The organism is Hyunsoonleella aquatilis (assembly GCF_014270105.1).
In the GTDB taxonomy this organism is placed as follows: Bacteria; Bacteroidota; Bacteroidia; order Flavobacteriales; family Flavobacteriaceae; genus Jejuia; species Jejuia aquatilis.
In genome coordinates this window covers 51,096-67,558 of sequence record NZ_JACNMF010000007.1, presented here as the reverse complement: position 1 = coordinate 67,558, position 16,463 = coordinate 51,096, and the positions used below count along the sequence as shown (strand labels likewise).

The following is a 16,463-nucleotide window of genomic DNA, read 5'->3' as shown; positions in this document are numbered from 1 at the left end:
TAAGGAAAATGAAAGCAGGTATTGTAGGATTGCCAAATGTGGGGAAGTCAACGTTGTTCAATTGTTTGTCCAACGCGAAGGCGCAGAGTGCCAATTTTCCGTTTTGTACCATTGAGCCGAATATTGGTGTGGTAAACGTGCCAGATACAAGGTTGGAAAAATTAGAGTCTTTAGTGAATCCTGAGCGCGTAATTCCTGCTACGGTTGAGATTGTGGATATTGCGGGATTGGTCAAAGGAGCGAGTAAAGGTGAAGGATTGGGCAACCAGTTTTTGGCAAACATTCGGGAAACGGATGCCATTTTGCATGTATTGCGGTGTTTTGACAATGACAATATTGTACACGTCGATGGCAGTATCGACCCCATCCGCGATAAGGAAACCATTGATATGGAGCTTCAGTTAAAGGATTTGGAAACTGCTGAGAAAAAGCTGGATAAAGTAAAACGTGCGGCCAAAACAGGTAATAAAGAAGCTCAAAAAGAAGAAGCCGTTTTGCTGAAAATCAAAGAAGGGTTGGAATCGGGGAGTTCCATCAGAGCTCTTGATTTTAGTGAAGACGATTACAATGACTACGTCAAACCATTGCAATTTATTACAGACAAACCGGTGATGTACGTATGCAATGTTGATGAAGGTGCAGCCGTTTCGGGGAATACTTATGTGGAGCAAGTGAAAGAAACCGTTAAGGATGAAAATGCCGAGGTACTGGTGCTGGCCGTAGGAACAGAAGCTGATATTAATGAATTGGATGATTATGAGGAGCGCCAGATGTTTTTAGAGGATATCGGTCTGGAAGAGCCAGGGTCTTCTAAATTAATTAGAGGTGCTTATAAGTTATTGAATCAACAAACCTATTTTACTGCTGGAGTGAAAGAAGTACGGGCGTGGACGGTGGATATTGGAGCTACGGCACCACAGGCGGCCGGTGTGATCCATACTGATTTTGAAAAAGGATTCATCCGTGCTGAAGTGATTTCTTATTACGACTATGTCAGCTACGGTAGCGAAGCCAAAGTAAAAGAAGCCGGTAAAATGCGTGTCGAGGGTAAAAACTACGTGGTTAAGGATGGGGATGTAATGCACTTTCTTTTTAATGTGTAGTTAATAATTTTCCTATTTTTCTTTGTTGAAGTAAGATTTTGTATATATTTGAAGTCTTAATTTACTCATAGATCATATAGGATGTCTCATATAACCATACGGACTGAAATCATTGCAGATATTAGGACCTGCTTTAATTTAGCACGAAACATAGACTTTCACAAGGAATCTCTAAAGCACACTGGAGAAATACCTGTCGCGGGGAAAACTACCGGCTTGGTAGAACTTGGGGAGTGGGTAAGTTGGGAGGCTACGCATTTAGGTTTTGTGCAACATTTCACAACCAAGGTTACAGCTTATGAGTCCCCGAATTTCTTTATTATAGAGATGGTTTTTGGTGCTTTTAAATCCTATTGGCACGAGCATAGATTTTATAATGAAGGCCAGAAAACCATAATGGTCGAAAAGATGTTTTTTAAGTCCCCCTATGGTATATTGGGCAAATTGTTCAATAGCATCTTCCTAAAGCGGTATATGTCCAAGTTGATCAAAACTAGGAATGCAGCTTTAAAAGTGCGTGCGGAAAGTATGCACATGAAAAACGTGTTAGATGCTAAAAGTAAGGACTTTCAAAAACAGATTTTACAATTTTGACATTCGCACATTTTTTGGAGCAGTGTAAAGCCTTAAACACATGAGGTGCATTCAATAGTTTATCTCAGCTTCTCAAAGAATTTAGGTTAACGTTGAACTTGGGTGGGAAGGATGGTGTTGTGATACATTTCCTGTTTAGCTTATGCGCACATTAATTTTTATAATCGCATTACGATGCTGGCAAAAGGGGTAGTTTGGGCGTCGTAATCTCAATTGTTTTCAGACACAAGGCTAAAATTACCTTTCTACTTTCGCTCTATGCAACAATCAAATCGATTTTGGTACGGTATAGGGATTGGAATTCTGGGCATCGTCCTGTTTTCCTCTAAGGCGGTCATGGTAAAATTGGCATATGTCTACGAGATCGATCCCCTTGAAATTTTATTACTTCGAATGGTGTTTTCCTTTCCGTTTTATATCGTTTTGGCCGTTATTTCCGCCAGACGGGCAGAGCGAACTACGCTAAGTAAAAACGATTGGCTATGGTTGGCCTTCTTCGGTTTTTTGGGGTATTATTTGGCAAGTTATTTTGATTTTGTGGGTTTGGTGCATATTAAGGCTAGTTTGGAGCGCATCATCTTGTTTGTGTACCCTACGATAGTCCTTTTGCTCAATCGGTTCTTTCTGAGGCAGCCAATTTCAAAGGTACAAATGGCCGCTATTGGTATAACCTATTTGGGAATTGTCCTCGCATTTGGAGATGAAGTCCAAATATCTGGGGATAACACCATTTTGGGCGGTGCTTTTATCCTGTTAAGTGCGTTGACCTACGCCTCTTATTTGGTCGGAAGTGGCTGGCTAATTCCAAAATTTGGGGTGATGCAATTTACATCCTATGCCATGATTGTGTCTTGTTTATGTGTGTTTTTGCATTATGGAATTAGCCAAGGGTTCAGTCTGTTTCATTATCCTTGGGAAGTTTATGGACTTGGATTTTTAATCGCCGTTTTTGCCACGGTAATTCCCTCGTATTTGGTGTCCGCTTCTATAAAAATGATCAGTTCATCGAATTTTGCCATCATAGCTGGAATTGGACCAATTTCGACTATCGTTTTGGCATCAATTTTTCTGAATGAACAGCTTAGTTTGCTCCAAATATTTGGGGCATTGATAGTTATCATTGGTATCCTTTTGATTTCCCTAAAAACCTCAAGCAGGGCTTAGGGTGACGTTCTCAACAATATTCCATTTTTATTGTTAATTACTTTGTTCCAAGCCTGTTTTATAATTTGATATGTTGTGCTATATTAGCGTGCTATCTCACAATTTTACACCGTTTTTATGGCAGAACAAACCAAATATACCGAAGACAATATACGTTCGTTGGACTGGAAGGAGCATATCCGAATGCGTCCGGGAATGTATATAGGTAAACTCGGTGATGGCTCTTCTCCCGATGATGGGATTTATATTCTTTTAAAAGAGGTGCTGGACAACTCCATAGACGAATTTGTCATGGGTGCGGGAAAGACCATTGAAATCTCCATTCAGGGCACTAAAGTTATTGTGCGTGATTATGGGCGTGGGATTCCATTGGGAAAGGTGGTGGACGTGGTGTCCAAAATGAACACAGGGGGCAAATACGATTCCAAAGCATTTAAAAAGTCTGTAGGATTGAATGGGGTGGGTACTAAAGCTGTTAATGCATTGTCCAATTATTTTAGGGTGGAATCTACTAGGGACGGCAAGTCCGCTTCCGCTGAATTTGAGCAGGGCAATTTGACGAATCAGGAACTGTTAGATGACACCAGTCGAAGAAAAGGCACAAAAGTCTCCTTTGTTCCTGATGACACCATCTTCAAAAACTACAAGTATCGGAGCGAATATGTAGTAAAAATGTTGAAAAACTATGTATACCTCAATCCGGGATTGACCATAGTGTTCAACGGTGAAAAATATTATAGCGAAAATGGATTGAAGGATTTGTTGTCCGAGAATATCAACGAATCCGATTTGCTGTATCCTATCATTCATTTACGGGGCAATGATATCGAAGTAGCCCTGACGCACAGTAAAACCCAATATAGCGAGGAATACCACAGTTTTGTAAACGGCCAAAATACCACACAGGGAGGGACGCATTTAAACGCCTTTCGGGAAGCTTTGGTCAAGACCATTAGAGAGTTTTATGGAAAGAATTATGATGCCTCGGACGTTAGAAAATCGGTAGTGAGCGCCATCGCCATTAAGGTGATGGAACCTGTTTTTGAAAGCCAGACCAAAACCAAACTGGGCTCTACCGATATGGGTGGGGATTATCCAACCGTTAGAACTTATATCAATGATTTTGTAAAGACTAATCTCGATAATTACCTTCATAAAAATCCAGATACGGCCGAGAAAATCCAACGCAAAATTCTTCAGGCCGAACGTGAACGAAAGGAACTTTCCGGCATTCGAAAATTGGCTAGGGACCGAGCTAAAAAGGCCAGTCTTCACAATAAAAAATTAAGGGATTGTCGTGTGCATTTTGGGGATACCAAAAACGAAAGAAACCTTGAAACGACTTTGTTTATTACTGAGGGGGATTCGGCTTCGGGAAGTATCACCAAGTCCAGAGACGTGAACACGCAGGCAGTATTCAGCTTAAAAGGAAAACCACTCAACTGTTACGGCTTGAGCAAAAAAATCGTTTATGAAAACGAGGAGTTCAATTTATTGCAGGCCGCATTAAATATTGAAGAGTCGCTTGAGGATTTGAGATACAATAACGTCGTGATTGCTACCGATGCCGATGTGGATGGGATGCACATCCGGTTGTTATTGATAACCTTCTTTTTGCAATTTTTCCCCGAGGTCATTAAAGAAGGACATTTGTATATTTTACAAACCCCATTATTCAGGGTTCGGAATAAAAAGGAAACCATTTATTGCTATTCGGAAGAAGAGCGCATTAATGCTATAGAAAAATTAAAACCAAAACCTGAGATTACTCGGTTTAAGGGGTTGGGCGAAATATCTCCTGATGAATTTAAGTATTTTATTGGAGAGGATATACGACTCGACCCTGTGATGTTGGATGATAACATGTCTATTGATGAATTGTTGGCCTTTTATATGGGTAAAAACACACCATCTAGACAGGAATTTATTATTGATAATTTGAAGGTGGTATTGGATGTGGTTGAGTAAGAGAATATTAATAATTTATGGCTCAACTACCTATGGAAATATTTGCTTTTAATGGGTTTGATTATTAATTTTATGTATTAAAAATCAAACTAAAATAAGATGTTATATTCCAAGGAAAAAGAGTATGGAAAGCGATCGTATGCACACCTTTATATCCATACCACAAGCGAACAAGTGCATAGATTACAAAGAAAAGGCAAAGTAAAGCTTAACGGAAGACCAAAAAAATAAAATTGCTGGATGATTGAAGAAGGTGACGATTTAACAAACGAACATAACGAAGAGCCCCAAGAAACCATTACCCGTGTAACGGGGATGTACAAGGACTGGTTTTTAGATTATGCCTCGTACGTTATTTTGGAGCGTGCAGTACCGGCCATTGAGGATGGATTTAAGCCTGTGCAACGGCGTATCATGCATTCCATGAAGGATTTGGATGATGGGCGTTATAACAAGGTAGCAAACATAGTGGGCCATACCATGCAGTACCACCCGCATGGTGATGCAAGTATTGCCGATGCCATGGTCCAGATTGGGCAAAAGGACCTTCTGATTGATACCCAAGGAAACTGGGGAAATATTTTAACTGGTGATAGTGCGGCGGCGTCCAGGTATATTGAGGCACGACTTTCAAAGTTTGCATTAGACGTAGTTTACAATCCGAAAATTACCGAATGGCAAGCGAGTTACGACGGCCGTCGGAAAGAGCCCATAAATCTCCCTGTAATGTTTCCTTTGCTTTTGGCACAAGGGGGTGAGGGTATTGCCGTTGGGTTGTCTACAAAAATATTACCGCACAATTTTATTGAACTTATTGATGCTTCCATAAAGCATCTGCAAGGCAAACGTTTTACTATTTTACCGGATTTCCCAACTGGGGGTATTGCCGACTTCTCAAATTACAATGATGGGAATCGAGGTGGAAAAGTACGTGTCCGTGCTAAAATTTCCCAACTGGATAAAAATACTTTGGTTATCACCGAATTGCCCTTTGGTACTACCACTTCTTCATTAATCGATTCCATTTTAAAAGCGAACGATAAGGGAAAAATAAAGATTAAGAAAATTGAGGACAATACTGCCGCCGAGGTTGAAATTTTAGTGCACCTGCCATCGGGCTTATCACCTGATAAAACCATAGATGCCTTGTATGCTTTTTCAAGTTGCGAGTCTTCCATCTCGCCTCTAGGTTGCGTCATTGAGGAGAATAAACCATTATTTATTGGAGTTTCAGAAATGTTGCGCCGTTCTACGGATAACACCGTTCAGCTACTAAAACAGGAATTGGAAATCAAACTCGGGGAGTTTGAAGAACAGTGGCACTTTGCTTCACTGGAGCGTATTTTTATTGAAAACCGAATTTATCGCGATATTGAAGAGGAAGAAACTTGGGAAGGTGTTATTTCGGCTATTGATAAAGGGTTGCAACCACATATTAAGCATTTAAAACGAGCCGTTACCGAAGACGATATTGTGCGCCTAACCGAAATTCGTATCAAGCGTATATCTAAGTTTGATATTGATAAGGCACAGCAGAAAATTGACGCGCTTGAAGAGCAAATTGCGGAGGTAAAGCACCATTTGGAACATTTAATTGAGTATACCATTGCCTATTTTCAAAGGCTGAAAAAAGATTATGGCGAGGGGCGGGAACGCAAAACTGAAATTAAGATATTCGATGATGTGGACGCCACCAAAGTAGTGATTCGTAATACAAAGCTTTACGTGAATAGGGAGGAAGGTTTTGTGGGGACATCTTTGAGAAGGGATGAGTATGTGGGCGATTGCAGTGACATTGATGATATTATTGTTTTCACCAAAGAAGGTAAAATGATGGTGACCAAAGTGGATTCCAAAACCTTTGTAGGCAAGGACATCATTCATGTAGCTGTATTCAAAAAGAAAGACAAGCGCACCATCTACAATATGATTTATCGCGATGGGAGGAAAGGGCCATCGTATATCAAGCGTTTCGCAGTGACCAGTATCACCAGGGACAGGGATTATGATTTGGCCAATGGGAATAAAGGTTCTTTGGTATTATATTTTTCAGCTAACCCCAATGGTGAGGCCGAAGTGGTTACTATAAATTTAAGGCAGGCCGGAAGCATCAAAAAACTAAAATGGGATATTGATTTCGCAGATATTCTGATTAAGGGACGTGCTTCCAAAGGAAATTTGGTCACCAAATATCCAGTGAAACGTGTGGAGCTTAAAGAGAAAGGCGTCTCCACTTTAAAACCACGAAAAATATGGTTTGACGATACGGTGCAACGTTTAAATGTAGACGGAAGAGGAGAGTTAATAGGTGAATTTAGAGGCGAGGATAAGTTGCTGATTATTAATCAGTCAGGAGTTGCGAAAACCGTTACACCGGAGGTTACTATGCATTTTGGTAGTGATATGATAGTACTTGAAAAATGGGTGCCTAAAAAGCCCATTTCGGCTATATATTTCAATGGTGAAAAAGAACTGTATTACGTCAAACGTTTTTTAATTGAAAATGAAGGAAAAGAGGAACTGTTTATTTCTGACCATCCGAATTCGCAATTGGAAATCGTTTCTACGGATTGGAAACCTATGGCGGAAGTCGTTTTTGCAAAGGAAAGAGGCAAAGATAGAAAGGACAACCTCGAAGTCAACCTTGAAGAATTTATTGATATTAAGGGTATTTCGGCCATGGGGAATCAGCTCACTAAGGATAAAATCAATCAAATCAATCTATTGGAGCCTTTGCCCTATGAAGCTCCCGAGGAAGTGCATGCAGATGATTTAGAAGTAGTTGATGAAATGGAGGTTTCTAGTGAATCTCCCACAGAGACTACCGATAACACATCCGAAACGCCCCAGCAAGGTGAATCTGACCTTGAAATTGATGATGAAGGACAGATTACCTTGTTTTAAGCTCTGTTTCGATGTCTTTTCTAGCACCTTTGAAAACTACTGTTCAAGGATTTGGTAATAGCAAAGTCTGCAAAAGGGCCTCGAAGGTATTAGCCTTGCTTCTCATTTTAGCCTGTATTTTTTCATATTTCACGTTGAGTACGTCTTCTTTTTTGCTCTCCTTATCATTACCAATTTTATTCATATTGAATTTACTCATAGGATTGTTTTGGCTGATGAAAAGAGGCAAGTATGCCTTGTTGCATCTTTTTGCCCTAATCCTATTTTTTCTGTGTTTCAGTTCACCTTTGCAATTGAATTTTTTTGGCGAAACGGAAGAAAGTGGTGCTATTAGTTTTATGTGTTTTAACGCTAATAATTTTTCTTCTACTGAAGATTTTAGAAACGTGTCCGAGGCTCAAAAGTTAATTGATTTTGTTAAAAAAGAGAATCCGGACATTGTTTGTTTTCAAGAATTTTCAAAATTTGAATTTGAAGGATTTTCGCATTATCCTTATTATTTTGTGGGCTATAGGCCAAATTATGAAAAAACCTTGCAGGTAATTTACTCGAAGTATCCTATTATAGACAAAGGCTATATTGACTTTCCTGATACGCGAAATCAAACAATTTATGCCGATGTGGATATTGATGGAACCATCGTTCGTATTTACAATATCCATTTGCAATCCTATCAGCTTATTTTTGATGAAACGATGGGTGTCAGCAAATTTTTTGGGCAAATCAAAGATGGCCAGATAAAACAAAAGGAACAGGTTAAAATAGTTTTAGAGCATGCCAGTAAATTTGACGGTAAGGTTATCTTTGCCGGTGATTTTAACAGCAACCCCTATTCACAAAACTATCGAAAGTTGAAGGGTGATAAAAAAGATACTTTTGTAAATGCTGGAACCGGAATCGGGACGACTTACAGATTTGCAAATTACCCTTTTAGAATTGATTTTGTTTTGGTGGATCCTTCGATTGATGTCGTTTCTCACCAAAATTTTAAGGTAAATTTATCTGACCATGAGCCGATTTTGACCCATCTCAAATTGGATTGATGTATGATTTGAGAGTTCGATGAATTTTAAAACTCTAAGATGGTTTCAGAGGAAAACAAAGAAATTAACCTCTCGAGCAGTGCTACATAATTTTCCAATTCGGATTTGGCAATAAATTCATTTTGTCGATGTGCCTGCTTAATGGACCCAGGGCCACAAATTATACTTTGCAATCCAGCCAGATTGTACTGACCCGCTTCAGAAGCGTAGGCCACGGTATCAAAATTGGTATTGCTATTTATTTTGCCAAACAACTTTACAATGTCACTATCGGTTTTACTATCAAAACTGGCCACAGGCGGATGCACTTCTTCAGTTTCAATTTTAAAATCTGGAAAAACGTTTTTGAGTTCAGCCATGCGCTTGTCGCAATGCGAATAAAATGCTTCCACGATTTCAGTTAAACTATCGTTAGGAATCACCCTTGCATCCCAGGAAAAATAGGCTTTATCGGCAATCACATTTGGCGCAATACCGCCATGGATTACTCCCGTATGTAAGGAGGAGTGGGGTGGTGTAAAACGTTCGTCGGTATTTCCAGAAGAAATCAATTCGTTCATTTTGTCCTCCAACCATAAAATTAATCTTGCCGCTTCATGCACAGCACTTACTTCTTGAAGGATACGGCTACTATGCCCAGCCGATCCATTCACCTTTGTGGTGTACAGGCAAATGCCCTTGTGTCCGATAATGGGTTGCAACAAAGAAGGTTCCCCAATGATGGCGTACTTCGGGGTTTCGGGATAGTGCTGTTTTAAATGCTCAATTAGTTCAGGTGCGGAAAGACAGCCAATTTCCTCATCATAGGATAAGGCGAAATAAATAGGCTTTTTTAAATCAGCTTTAACCATTTTTGGCAAAAGGCTAAGGGAACAAGCAATGAAACCTTTCATATCGCAAGCGCCCCGGCCATAAAGTTTGCCATCACCTTTATCCGTCAACACAAAAGGATCCGTATTCCAATCCTGGCCTTCAACGGGTACAACATCTGTATGCCCAGAAAGGATGATCCCGCCATCTACCGAAGGCCCAATTCTGCAATGCAGTGAAGCTTTGGTGCCTTCTGGATTTGGCACTAAAGTAGAGTCCACACCGAAGGATTCCATATAGTCTTTTATCCAATGGATGATGGATAAATTGCTCTGCCCGCCTAACACTGGGAATGCTACTAATTTTGAAAGAATCTGTTCTGTTGTCATTTTATTTGGGCTTCAATACCTTGAATAATTTGGGGTAGGTCGGTGGTATAATCAAACCAACAGGTGTTTTCGTTCTTTTTGAACCATGTTAGCTGTCGTTTTGCAAAACGTCTGGTATTCTTTTTTATTTCCGAAATGGCAAAATCCAGCGTCCACTCTCCATCCAAGTAGTTGAACAATTCTTTGTAGCCTACCGTGTTTAGTGCGTTCAAATCCTTATAGGACAAAAGTTGTTTTACCTCTTCCAACAGACCATCTTTTATCATTAAGTCCACCCGCTGGTTAATGCGGTCATAAATAACCTGTCTTTCTGCCATGAGGCCAATGCTAATGGTTTCGAATGGCCTATCATTTTTCGCCTTATTCAAAAACGAAGAGTATGGTTTCCCAGCACCAATACTAACTTCCAATGCGCGAATGACCCGATGTGGATTGTCGATGGCAATGGTGTCATAGCTTTTACGATCCAAATCCTTAAGTCGATCCTGTAAGTAAGGTAGCCCTTTTTCCTGAAATTCTTTATTTAAAGTATCCCTAATAGAGGCGTCCACATTAGGAAAATCGTCCAAACCATTGGTAACGGCATCAACGTACAAACCTGACCCGCCAACCATTATTACCAAATCGTATTTCCGAAAAAGTTGATTTATCCGGTCGATAGCGTCCCTTTCAAAAGCCCCGACATTGTAATCTTCCATGATGGATTTATGATGGACAAAATGATGTTTGGCTTGTTGTAGCTCTTCTGGAGTTGGCGCAGCCGTGCCGATCTGCATTTCCTTAAAAAACTGCCTAGAATCCGCAGAAATGATTTCAGTACCGAAATGTTGCGCCAGTTTAATACTTAGCGGGGTTTTGCCGATAGCAGTTGGCCCGATGATGGAGATGAGGTGTTTTTTAGAGGTTTTGATACTTTAGTTTTTAAACTGTGGTTGCAAAGATAGTTGCATTTTGAAGAAAATTTATAATGGTTAGACTATCAAAAACGCGATAAAGTAATATTACTTTCGTGAAGAGTCTCTAATTCTTCTTAACCAATATTCATAAATTTTGTCTCTTTCAACAGTGTCTATTGAATACCTGGAATTTTCATTTGAAGGTTTGTACCATGAAAAATTGTTGATCCTATATTCGACCATGACTTCATCAGCTTCGGGTAAGTTAGTGTGCGTTACTTTTAAAAAATTCACTTCAGGTTCCCATAAATTAGTCAAAATCAAATGAATGACCACAGACTTGTTTTCGTTTTTAAACGAATCTAATAATTGAGAAGATACTTGTTTGCCAAGTTTTTCCAGTTCAATGGCTTCCTTGCCCACGATTCTTACCGAAGTTCCATATGTTGTGGCTATTTCTATTGAATTCCAGGAAAGTTTTGAAATGAGATTTTTTACGTAATTCTTATCTATACTCTGGTATATATCCTTTGGAATGGAAGAGCAAGCTAGGAATAAAAAAATAAGAGCGTATTGGAAAATTCTTTGTTTCATAAGCAATAATCCCTTCATTTATATTGGATCACAAGAAGAACAATTCTAAAAAGTTTACTTTGTCACTAACCATACAACCGCTCCCCGCAATTATAACAATACTCAGCTTTGTCCTTGTGGTTTTCCGCCAGGCAGTTTTCACAGGATTTTGAATTCAAAGGTATTTTTGGCTCCGGCCCAGGATTTATTTTTCTGCCCTGTGCGGTATATTCCGCAGAAACAATTCCTGTTGGAACCGCAATGATGCCATAACCCAAAATCATAATCAAAGCCGCAATAAACTGGCCCAATGGTGTAATTGGCGCAATATCCCCAAAACCAACAGTTGTAAGCGTTACAATACACCAATACACGCTTACGGGAATACTGCTAAACCCGCTTTCCTCTCCTTCGATCAAATACATGAGTGTTCCAAAAATGATGCATAAAATAAGTACTGCAAAAAGGAATACAGATATTTTAGCACGACTGGATTTTATTGCTGACATCAGTAAATTGGAAGCCCCGAGGTATCTCGCCAGCTTTAATATTCTGAAAATCCGCAACAAGCGCAACGCCCTAAGCGCAGCCAAAGCGTGGATGCCCCCAAACAACAGTGAAATATATTTTGGAATAGTGGACAGTAAATCCACAATACCATAAAAACTAAACACATAGCGCCAAGGCTTTTTTACGGTGATGATCCTTGCAATGTATTCGATACTGAAAAGTATGGTGATGACCCACTCCGAAATGTTTAAAAAGTTATGATATTTCTCATCGAAGCTTTTAATGCTTTCCAGCATAACCAGAATGATACTGGCCACAATGGTGATAAACAGAATGACATCAAAAAGCTTTCCAGCTCGGGTATCCGCTTCATAAATGATATCATGAAGTTTATGCTTCCAGTTGTTTTTAAATTCGCTCTCAGGCATATATCAAAAGTACTAAAAGATTTACGATTTCTTTTTGAGTACGATTAATGAGTTTGTTTGAGTATTTACGACGCTACTCATCAATTCCTTAAGGTAGGGGTAATAATCGGGAGGATAAACGGCCTCGTTAAAACTTAGGTTAAATATCAGATTGATTTTATTGCCAATTAAACTTGCAGATAAGTTTAAATCTCCTGCTTTATTAGGTAAAGCCAATCTTGTTTTTTTCGGCATTTCAATAACTTCATAAACATCGCCCAGGTCCAAATTTAACATATACACATATTTATCTTTATACCCAAAATCTATCGGATAGGTTCGCTCTTGTAATTTGAATGGGTTTTCCTTAAAAAATGGAAATAAAAATGGGTTTAAGTATATGGTTTCCGATATATCTTCAGCTTGGTAGTTAATTCTGTATGTTTCGGAAAATTGAGGGCTTGTTTTTGTGGAATTTTTTAGAGAATAATCGGAAATAACAATATCCTCGTTACTTTCATCCAATTCGGATACGTAATTATCCGGATTTGGAAAATAGGCTTTTCGTGAACCTAGTGCGTGGTAACCTGTTGTTCTGGTATTTACTATGCCTGTCAGATTTTCTTCATCATCAAAATGAAGTTTGAGGCTATAAAGTGTTGATGATTGAACTCGAGGTCTAATATCTATCCAAGTACTGCCATTTTTAAAATCAACTAAACGGCCAAATTGATTAAGGCACCTAAAGGGAATTTGGCCAAAGGATAAAAATTTGTCGGTGGCATCCAATAAATAAGTGTCGTTATCAATTGTTGCTTGAACAATTAGGTAGTTAAAGTCAGTAAGTACCGGATATAATTTTGTAGCTCGTCCATGGCCGCGAGTTGATAAAAATACGGGTTTAACATCAATACCACTCTCCCTAAGTAAGTTGTGAAGTAAAATATTAATTGCGCCAACATTGCCAGATCTATCTTTTATGATATTTCGTATAGATACGTCTTTGAAAATATGAAAAGATTCATCCCACGTGTAGTTGGTCTGCACGTAATTGTAAATGCCTTTGGCTTTTTTTAACTGGTCTGTTTCGTTTAATACATCTAAACTCAACAATTCTTCAATATCGACCGATTTTTTTATTTGCCTTCCAATATCTTTTTCTGAACGCAATTCTTTATCTACATCTTTCCATGTTTTAGTGTAGTGAGTTACCGTGCCATCCATTCCTCTAAAGGTCTCCAGTTCGTAATCAATTCTTGCGAGATAATCCTGTTTTACGGTCATGTAGTCTTCTTCAATAAAAGCAGGTACATCTTTCATGACATATTTTCCAATGCTACAATCGGCAAAGGCGCCATTATACATTTCTAAGCACCTTTTTTCTATACGCATATCGTTGGTGCTTAACTTTTTTCCTCCTGAGAGTTTAATATGGTACAGCCAATTGCCAGGTATGCTTGTATTGTACTCGCTATATTGCTTTGGGATGTCACCTTGAAACTCCCAACCATGATATTTTCGCATATATGGCGAGCGTAATGTGTAACGGTATGTAATTACAGAACCCTCCTGAATATTAGGTAATGTAAATTTTACTATTGTATAATTCTCGTTATATTCTTCACGATAAACATCCTTGGGGTCTAATTCAGTTGTTTTTACTTTACCATCTACCAAAGTATAGGTGGCGCCAAAAATATTATCCACTCTTTCATATTTACCATTATTGCCTTTGTATAAATAAATAGTAACATTAGCTTTATCAAAACCCTCTTTATTAAAAATTTTAATCTTGCGCATTATGTTGGTTCTTAGATCGTAATCCTGTCTATCAACATAACTTTTTCCATATTCATAGAGTACTAAAGCGTTGGCCGTTGAATCCTTTTCATATGATTTTAGCTCGATATCGGGCAATGAAACCCTAAAAACGGGATCTTTTTCTGATGGTTGAGAATTTAAAATGGAACTACAGGCAATGGAGAGGAGCAGTAGGATTTGTTTTAGCATTTGTGTCAAAAAATTATTTGTTTTATTTTTCTATTGCGTCTTAAGTAACTTTGGATAATGTGTTGGGTATCCCGATTGTTTTGCATGGGGGTAATGATGGATTCGAGAATCTCAAGGTTATTAATTTGATAGTTTAAACTGAAGAATCCTAGACCTTGGAATACGCCGTCTTTAATTAATATGGCACTGCGCTCGTCAATATCGCGCCCCTTGTCGATAAGCACCACATTTTTATTATCATAACTGCTTTTCTCTATTAAGGAAAGCACACGTTTATTGTAATGTTCAGGAGATTCTATACCCAAACAAGCACCTTCACAGGCTTTTATTTCGTAATTAAAACAACTTGATTGGCTATTGTAAAGTCCAATAAGTTTTTGGCATAAGTTATAATCCTCCAAGGCTCGAGTCATAAAGCTTTTGCCACTTTGCCTATTACTAAAGGTAGTAATTGGTTTGCTTTTGCCGTTTACTACTTCAATCTTTAAATTGATGTAATTATTGTTATCTGTGTAGCTGAACAAACCATGGGTGAAACTTGTACGCCTTAGTGCCCTGTTTAAAATCGGTTTATTTTTCTTGATTTCCTCGCTTTCCTTTAGAAGGGCTACCAATTCGCTTCCTGTCGCTTCATAAGTAACTGCTGTTACCAGAGCTTGAAGCTTTTTGGATTTTGGGCTCGTACTTGTAAAATGCTGGTTGATACGTTTTTTGATATTCTTGCTCTTGCCGATATATATGATTTCGCCGTCTTCCTTGTGGATGTAGTATACTCCTGTTATGGTTGGCAGCTCAGCAATGATATCAATATGCTTGGGTTCCAATTGACGTTTTGGATTGAGGCTGACACTGTTTTGGACAATATTTTTTTTGGTGTCCTTATCCAAAAGCATTTTGAATAGCTTTACGGTAGCCTGAGCATCGCCCGAGGCACGATGGCGGTCTGCCACGGGGATCCCGAGGGAGCGAACCAATTTGCCCAAACTATAAGAAGGTTGCCCCGGAATTAAATGTTTCGCCAGTTGCACAGTACATAGGGATTTCCGTTCGTACTCAAACCCCAATCGGCTAAATTCAGTACGCAGAATTCTATAATCGAATTGGGCATTATGCGCCACTAAAATGCAGTCAGACGTGATTTCTACGATGCGTTTTGCTACCTCATAAAACTTTGGGGCATTGCGCAACATACTGCTATTGATTCCTGTAAGATTCACTACAAACGGTTGAATTTCCCTTTCAGGATTGATAAGGCTGATAAATTGATCCACCACCTGGTGGCCGTCATATTTGTAGATGGCAATTTCGGTTATGCCCTCCTCATTATACTTGCCTCCCGTGGTTTCTATGTCTAATACTGCGTAAATGGTGTTAAGCTGTTTGTTGTTAAGGTGTTAAGCTGTAAACTGAACACTGCGACTGCCTACTGATAATTCCTCGCCCCAAATATACTACTTCCAACCCGAATCATTGTGCTACCACATGCAATGGCCAATTGGTAATCCCCGCTCATGCCCATGCTAATGGTTTCAGGTTTGAAATTAGTGGTTTCTAAAGGCTTTAAGTCCTCAAAGGTTTGTTTTAAAACATTGAATTCCTGTTTGATTTGAGTCTCATTATTCGTAAAAGTTGCCATGCCCATCACACCAGTAATTCTGATGTTTTTTAATTCTGAAAATGATTTGGATGTGATGATTTCCTTTGCCTCATATGTGGACATACCAAATTTTGAATCCTCTTCCGCAATCTTGATTTGAAACAAACAATCAATTACTCGATCGTGTTTTTTTGCCTGCTTATTGATTTCTTTCAACAATTTAAAATTATCAACACCATGAATCAAACGCACAAAGTTGGCCATGTATTTTACCTTATTCCGTTGCAAATGACCAATCATATGCCATTCAATATCCTTGGGCATTTCCTCGTATTTTTCAACCATTTCCTGCACCTTATTTTCGCCAAAAGTGTTGTGCCCGGCCTCATAGGCTTCCATAATGGTATCGACGGGTTTCGTTTTGGAAACTGCAACCAAGGTCACGTGTTCCGGTAGTTTTGATTTTATGCTACTAAGGTTTTCTTTTATACTCAT

The 16,463-nt window shown here is 39.0% G+C and carries 14 protein-coding genes; 6 read left to right on the top strand and 8 right to left on the bottom strand.

Translation table 11 applies throughout. The features are described from left to right. The first annotated feature begins 8 nt into the window (after positions 1-8). The 5 genes from ychF to H7U19_RS16325 all read left to right on the top strand — a co-directional run bounded on the left by ychF (position 9) and on the right by H7U19_RS16325 (position 7,733). On the top strand, positions 9-1,103 hold the full coding sequence (gene ychF / locus H7U19_RS16345; RefSeq protein WP_186563956.1) for a redox-regulated ATPase YchF: 1,095 nt from the start codon (positions 9-11) through the stop codon (positions 1,101-1,103). Between the two features lie 81 nt (positions 1,104-1,184). Beyond that, positions 1,185-1,697 carry an SRPBCC family protein gene (locus H7U19_RS16340; protein WP_186563955.1) on the top strand — a complete coding sequence of 171 codons (513 nt, stop codon included), beginning with the start codon at positions 1,185-1,187 and terminating at the stop codon, positions 1,695-1,697. A 258-nt stretch (positions 1,698-1,955) separates the two neighbouring features. Next, complete coding sequence (locus tag H7U19_RS16335; protein WP_186563954.1) at positions 1,956-2,861, top strand: DMT family transporter; 906 nt, start codon at positions 1,956-1,958, stop codon at positions 2,859-2,861. 117 nt (positions 2,862-2,978) lie between these two features. Beyond that, positions 2,979-4,829, top strand: a complete 1,851-nt coding sequence (locus H7U19_RS16330; RefSeq protein ID WP_186563953.1) for a DNA topoisomerase IV subunit B — start codon at positions 2,979-2,981, stop codon at positions 4,827-4,829. 240 nt (positions 4,830-5,069) lie between these two features. Continuing rightward, on the top strand, positions 5,070-7,733 hold the full coding sequence (locus H7U19_RS16325) for a DNA gyrase/topoisomerase IV subunit A (RefSeq protein ID WP_186563952.1): 2,664 nt from the start codon (positions 5,070-5,072) through the stop codon (positions 7,731-7,733). Positions 7,734-7,776: 43 nt separating this feature from the next. Here the strand turns inward: H7U19_RS16325 and H7U19_RS16320 are convergent, their stop codons facing one another. Then, positions 7,777-7,932, bottom strand: coding sequence for a hypothetical protein (locus H7U19_RS16320; protein WP_186563951.1), 156 nt, complete (start codon positions 7,930-7,932; stop codon positions 7,777-7,779). Between H7U19_RS16320 and H7U19_RS16315 the strand changes: the two genes are divergently transcribed. After that, entirely contained in the window at positions 7,919-8,776 is an 858-nt protein-coding gene (locus H7U19_RS16315; RefSeq protein ID WP_186563950.1) for an endonuclease/exonuclease/phosphatase family protein, read from the top strand. The genes H7U19_RS16320 and H7U19_RS16315 overlap by 14 nt on opposite strands. A gap of 26 nt (positions 8,777-8,802) precedes the next feature. On the opposite strand, the gene argE is transcribed toward H7U19_RS16315, so the two are convergent. The 7 genes from argE to H7U19_RS16280 all read right to left on the bottom strand — a co-directional run bounded on the left by argE (position 8,803) and on the right by H7U19_RS16280 (position 16,463). Next, on the bottom strand, positions 8,803-9,975 hold the full coding sequence (gene argE, locus H7U19_RS16310; protein ID WP_186563949.1) for an acetylornithine deacetylase: 1,173 nt from the start codon (positions 9,973-9,975) through the stop codon (positions 8,803-8,805). After that, complete coding sequence (gene miaA, locus H7U19_RS16305; RefSeq protein ID WP_186563991.1) at positions 9,972-10,886, bottom strand: tRNA (adenosine(37)-N6)-dimethylallyltransferase MiaA; 915 nt, start codon at positions 10,884-10,886, stop codon at positions 9,972-9,974. The genes argE and miaA overlap by 4 nt, the downstream gene beginning before the upstream one ends. 90 nt (positions 10,887-10,976) lie before the next feature. Continuing rightward, the gene (locus H7U19_RS16300) at positions 10,977-11,465 is read right to left on the bottom strand and encodes a hypothetical protein (RefSeq protein ID WP_186563948.1); all 489 of its coding nucleotides are present in this window, start codon (positions 11,463-11,465) and stop codon (positions 10,977-10,979) included. A gap of 65 nt (positions 11,466-11,530) precedes the next feature. Continuing rightward, complete coding sequence (locus H7U19_RS16295) at positions 11,531-12,382, bottom strand: ion transporter (protein ID WP_186563947.1); 852 nt, start codon at positions 12,380-12,382, stop codon at positions 11,531-11,533. A gap of 21 nt (positions 12,383-12,403) precedes the next feature. After that, positions 12,404-14,371: a transglutaminase family protein gene (locus H7U19_RS16290; protein ID WP_186563946.1), complete on the bottom strand. Its 1,968-nt coding sequence runs from the start codon at positions 14,369-14,371 to the stop codon at positions 12,404-12,406. A gap of 5 nt (positions 14,372-14,376) precedes the next feature. Further along, complete coding sequence (locus H7U19_RS16285; RefSeq protein ID WP_186563990.1) at positions 14,377-15,738, bottom strand: exonuclease domain-containing protein; 1,362 nt, start codon at positions 15,736-15,738, stop codon at positions 14,377-14,379. A 56-nt stretch (positions 15,739-15,794) separates the two neighbouring features. Next, positions 15,795-16,463, bottom strand: coding sequence for a YggS family pyridoxal phosphate-dependent enzyme (locus H7U19_RS16280; protein ID WP_186563945.1), 669 nt, complete (start codon positions 16,461-16,463; stop codon positions 15,795-15,797).

Excerpts from the sequence above, each read along its gene's own strand:
- H7U19_RS16325 (WP_186563952.1), top strand. The coding sequence starts at position 5,070 with ATGATTGAAGAAGGTGACGATTTAACAAACGAACATAACGAAGAGCCC.
- H7U19_RS16335 (WP_186563954.1), top strand. The coding sequence starts at position 1,956 with ATGCAACAATCAAATCGATTTTGGTACGGTATAGGGATTGGAATTCTG.
- H7U19_RS16340 (WP_186563955.1), top strand. The coding sequence starts at position 1,185 with ATGTCTCATATAACCATACGGACTGAAATCATTGCAGATATTAGGACC.
- ychF (WP_186563956.1), top strand. The coding sequence starts at position 9 with ATGAAAGCAGGTATTGTAGGATTGCCAAATGTGGGGAAGTCAACGTTG.
- argE (WP_186563949.1), bottom strand. The coding sequence starts at position 9,975 with ATGACAACAGAACAGATTCTTTCAAAATTAGTAGCATTCCCAGTGTTA.
- H7U19_RS16300 (WP_186563948.1), bottom strand. The coding sequence starts at position 11,465 with ATGAAACAAAGAATTTTCCAATACGCTCTTATTTTTTTATTCCTAGCT.
- H7U19_RS16320 (WP_186563951.1), bottom strand. The coding sequence starts at position 7,932 with ATGAGTAAATTCAATATGAATAAAATTGGTAATGATAAGGAGAGCAAA.
- H7U19_RS16290 (WP_186563946.1), bottom strand. The coding sequence starts at position 14,371 with ATGCTAAAACAAATCCTACTGCTCCTCTCCATTGCCTGTAGTTCCATT.
- H7U19_RS16295 (WP_186563947.1), bottom strand. The coding sequence starts at position 12,382 with ATGCCTGAGAGCGAATTTAAAAACAACTGGAAGCATAAACTTCATGAT.
- H7U19_RS16280 (WP_186563945.1), bottom strand. The coding sequence starts at position 16,463 with ATGAGTATAAAAGAAAACCTTAGTAGCATAAAATCAAAACTACCGGAA.
- H7U19_RS16330 (WP_186563953.1), top strand. The coding sequence starts at position 2,979 with ATGGCAGAACAAACCAAATATACCGAAGACAATATACGTTCGTTGGAC.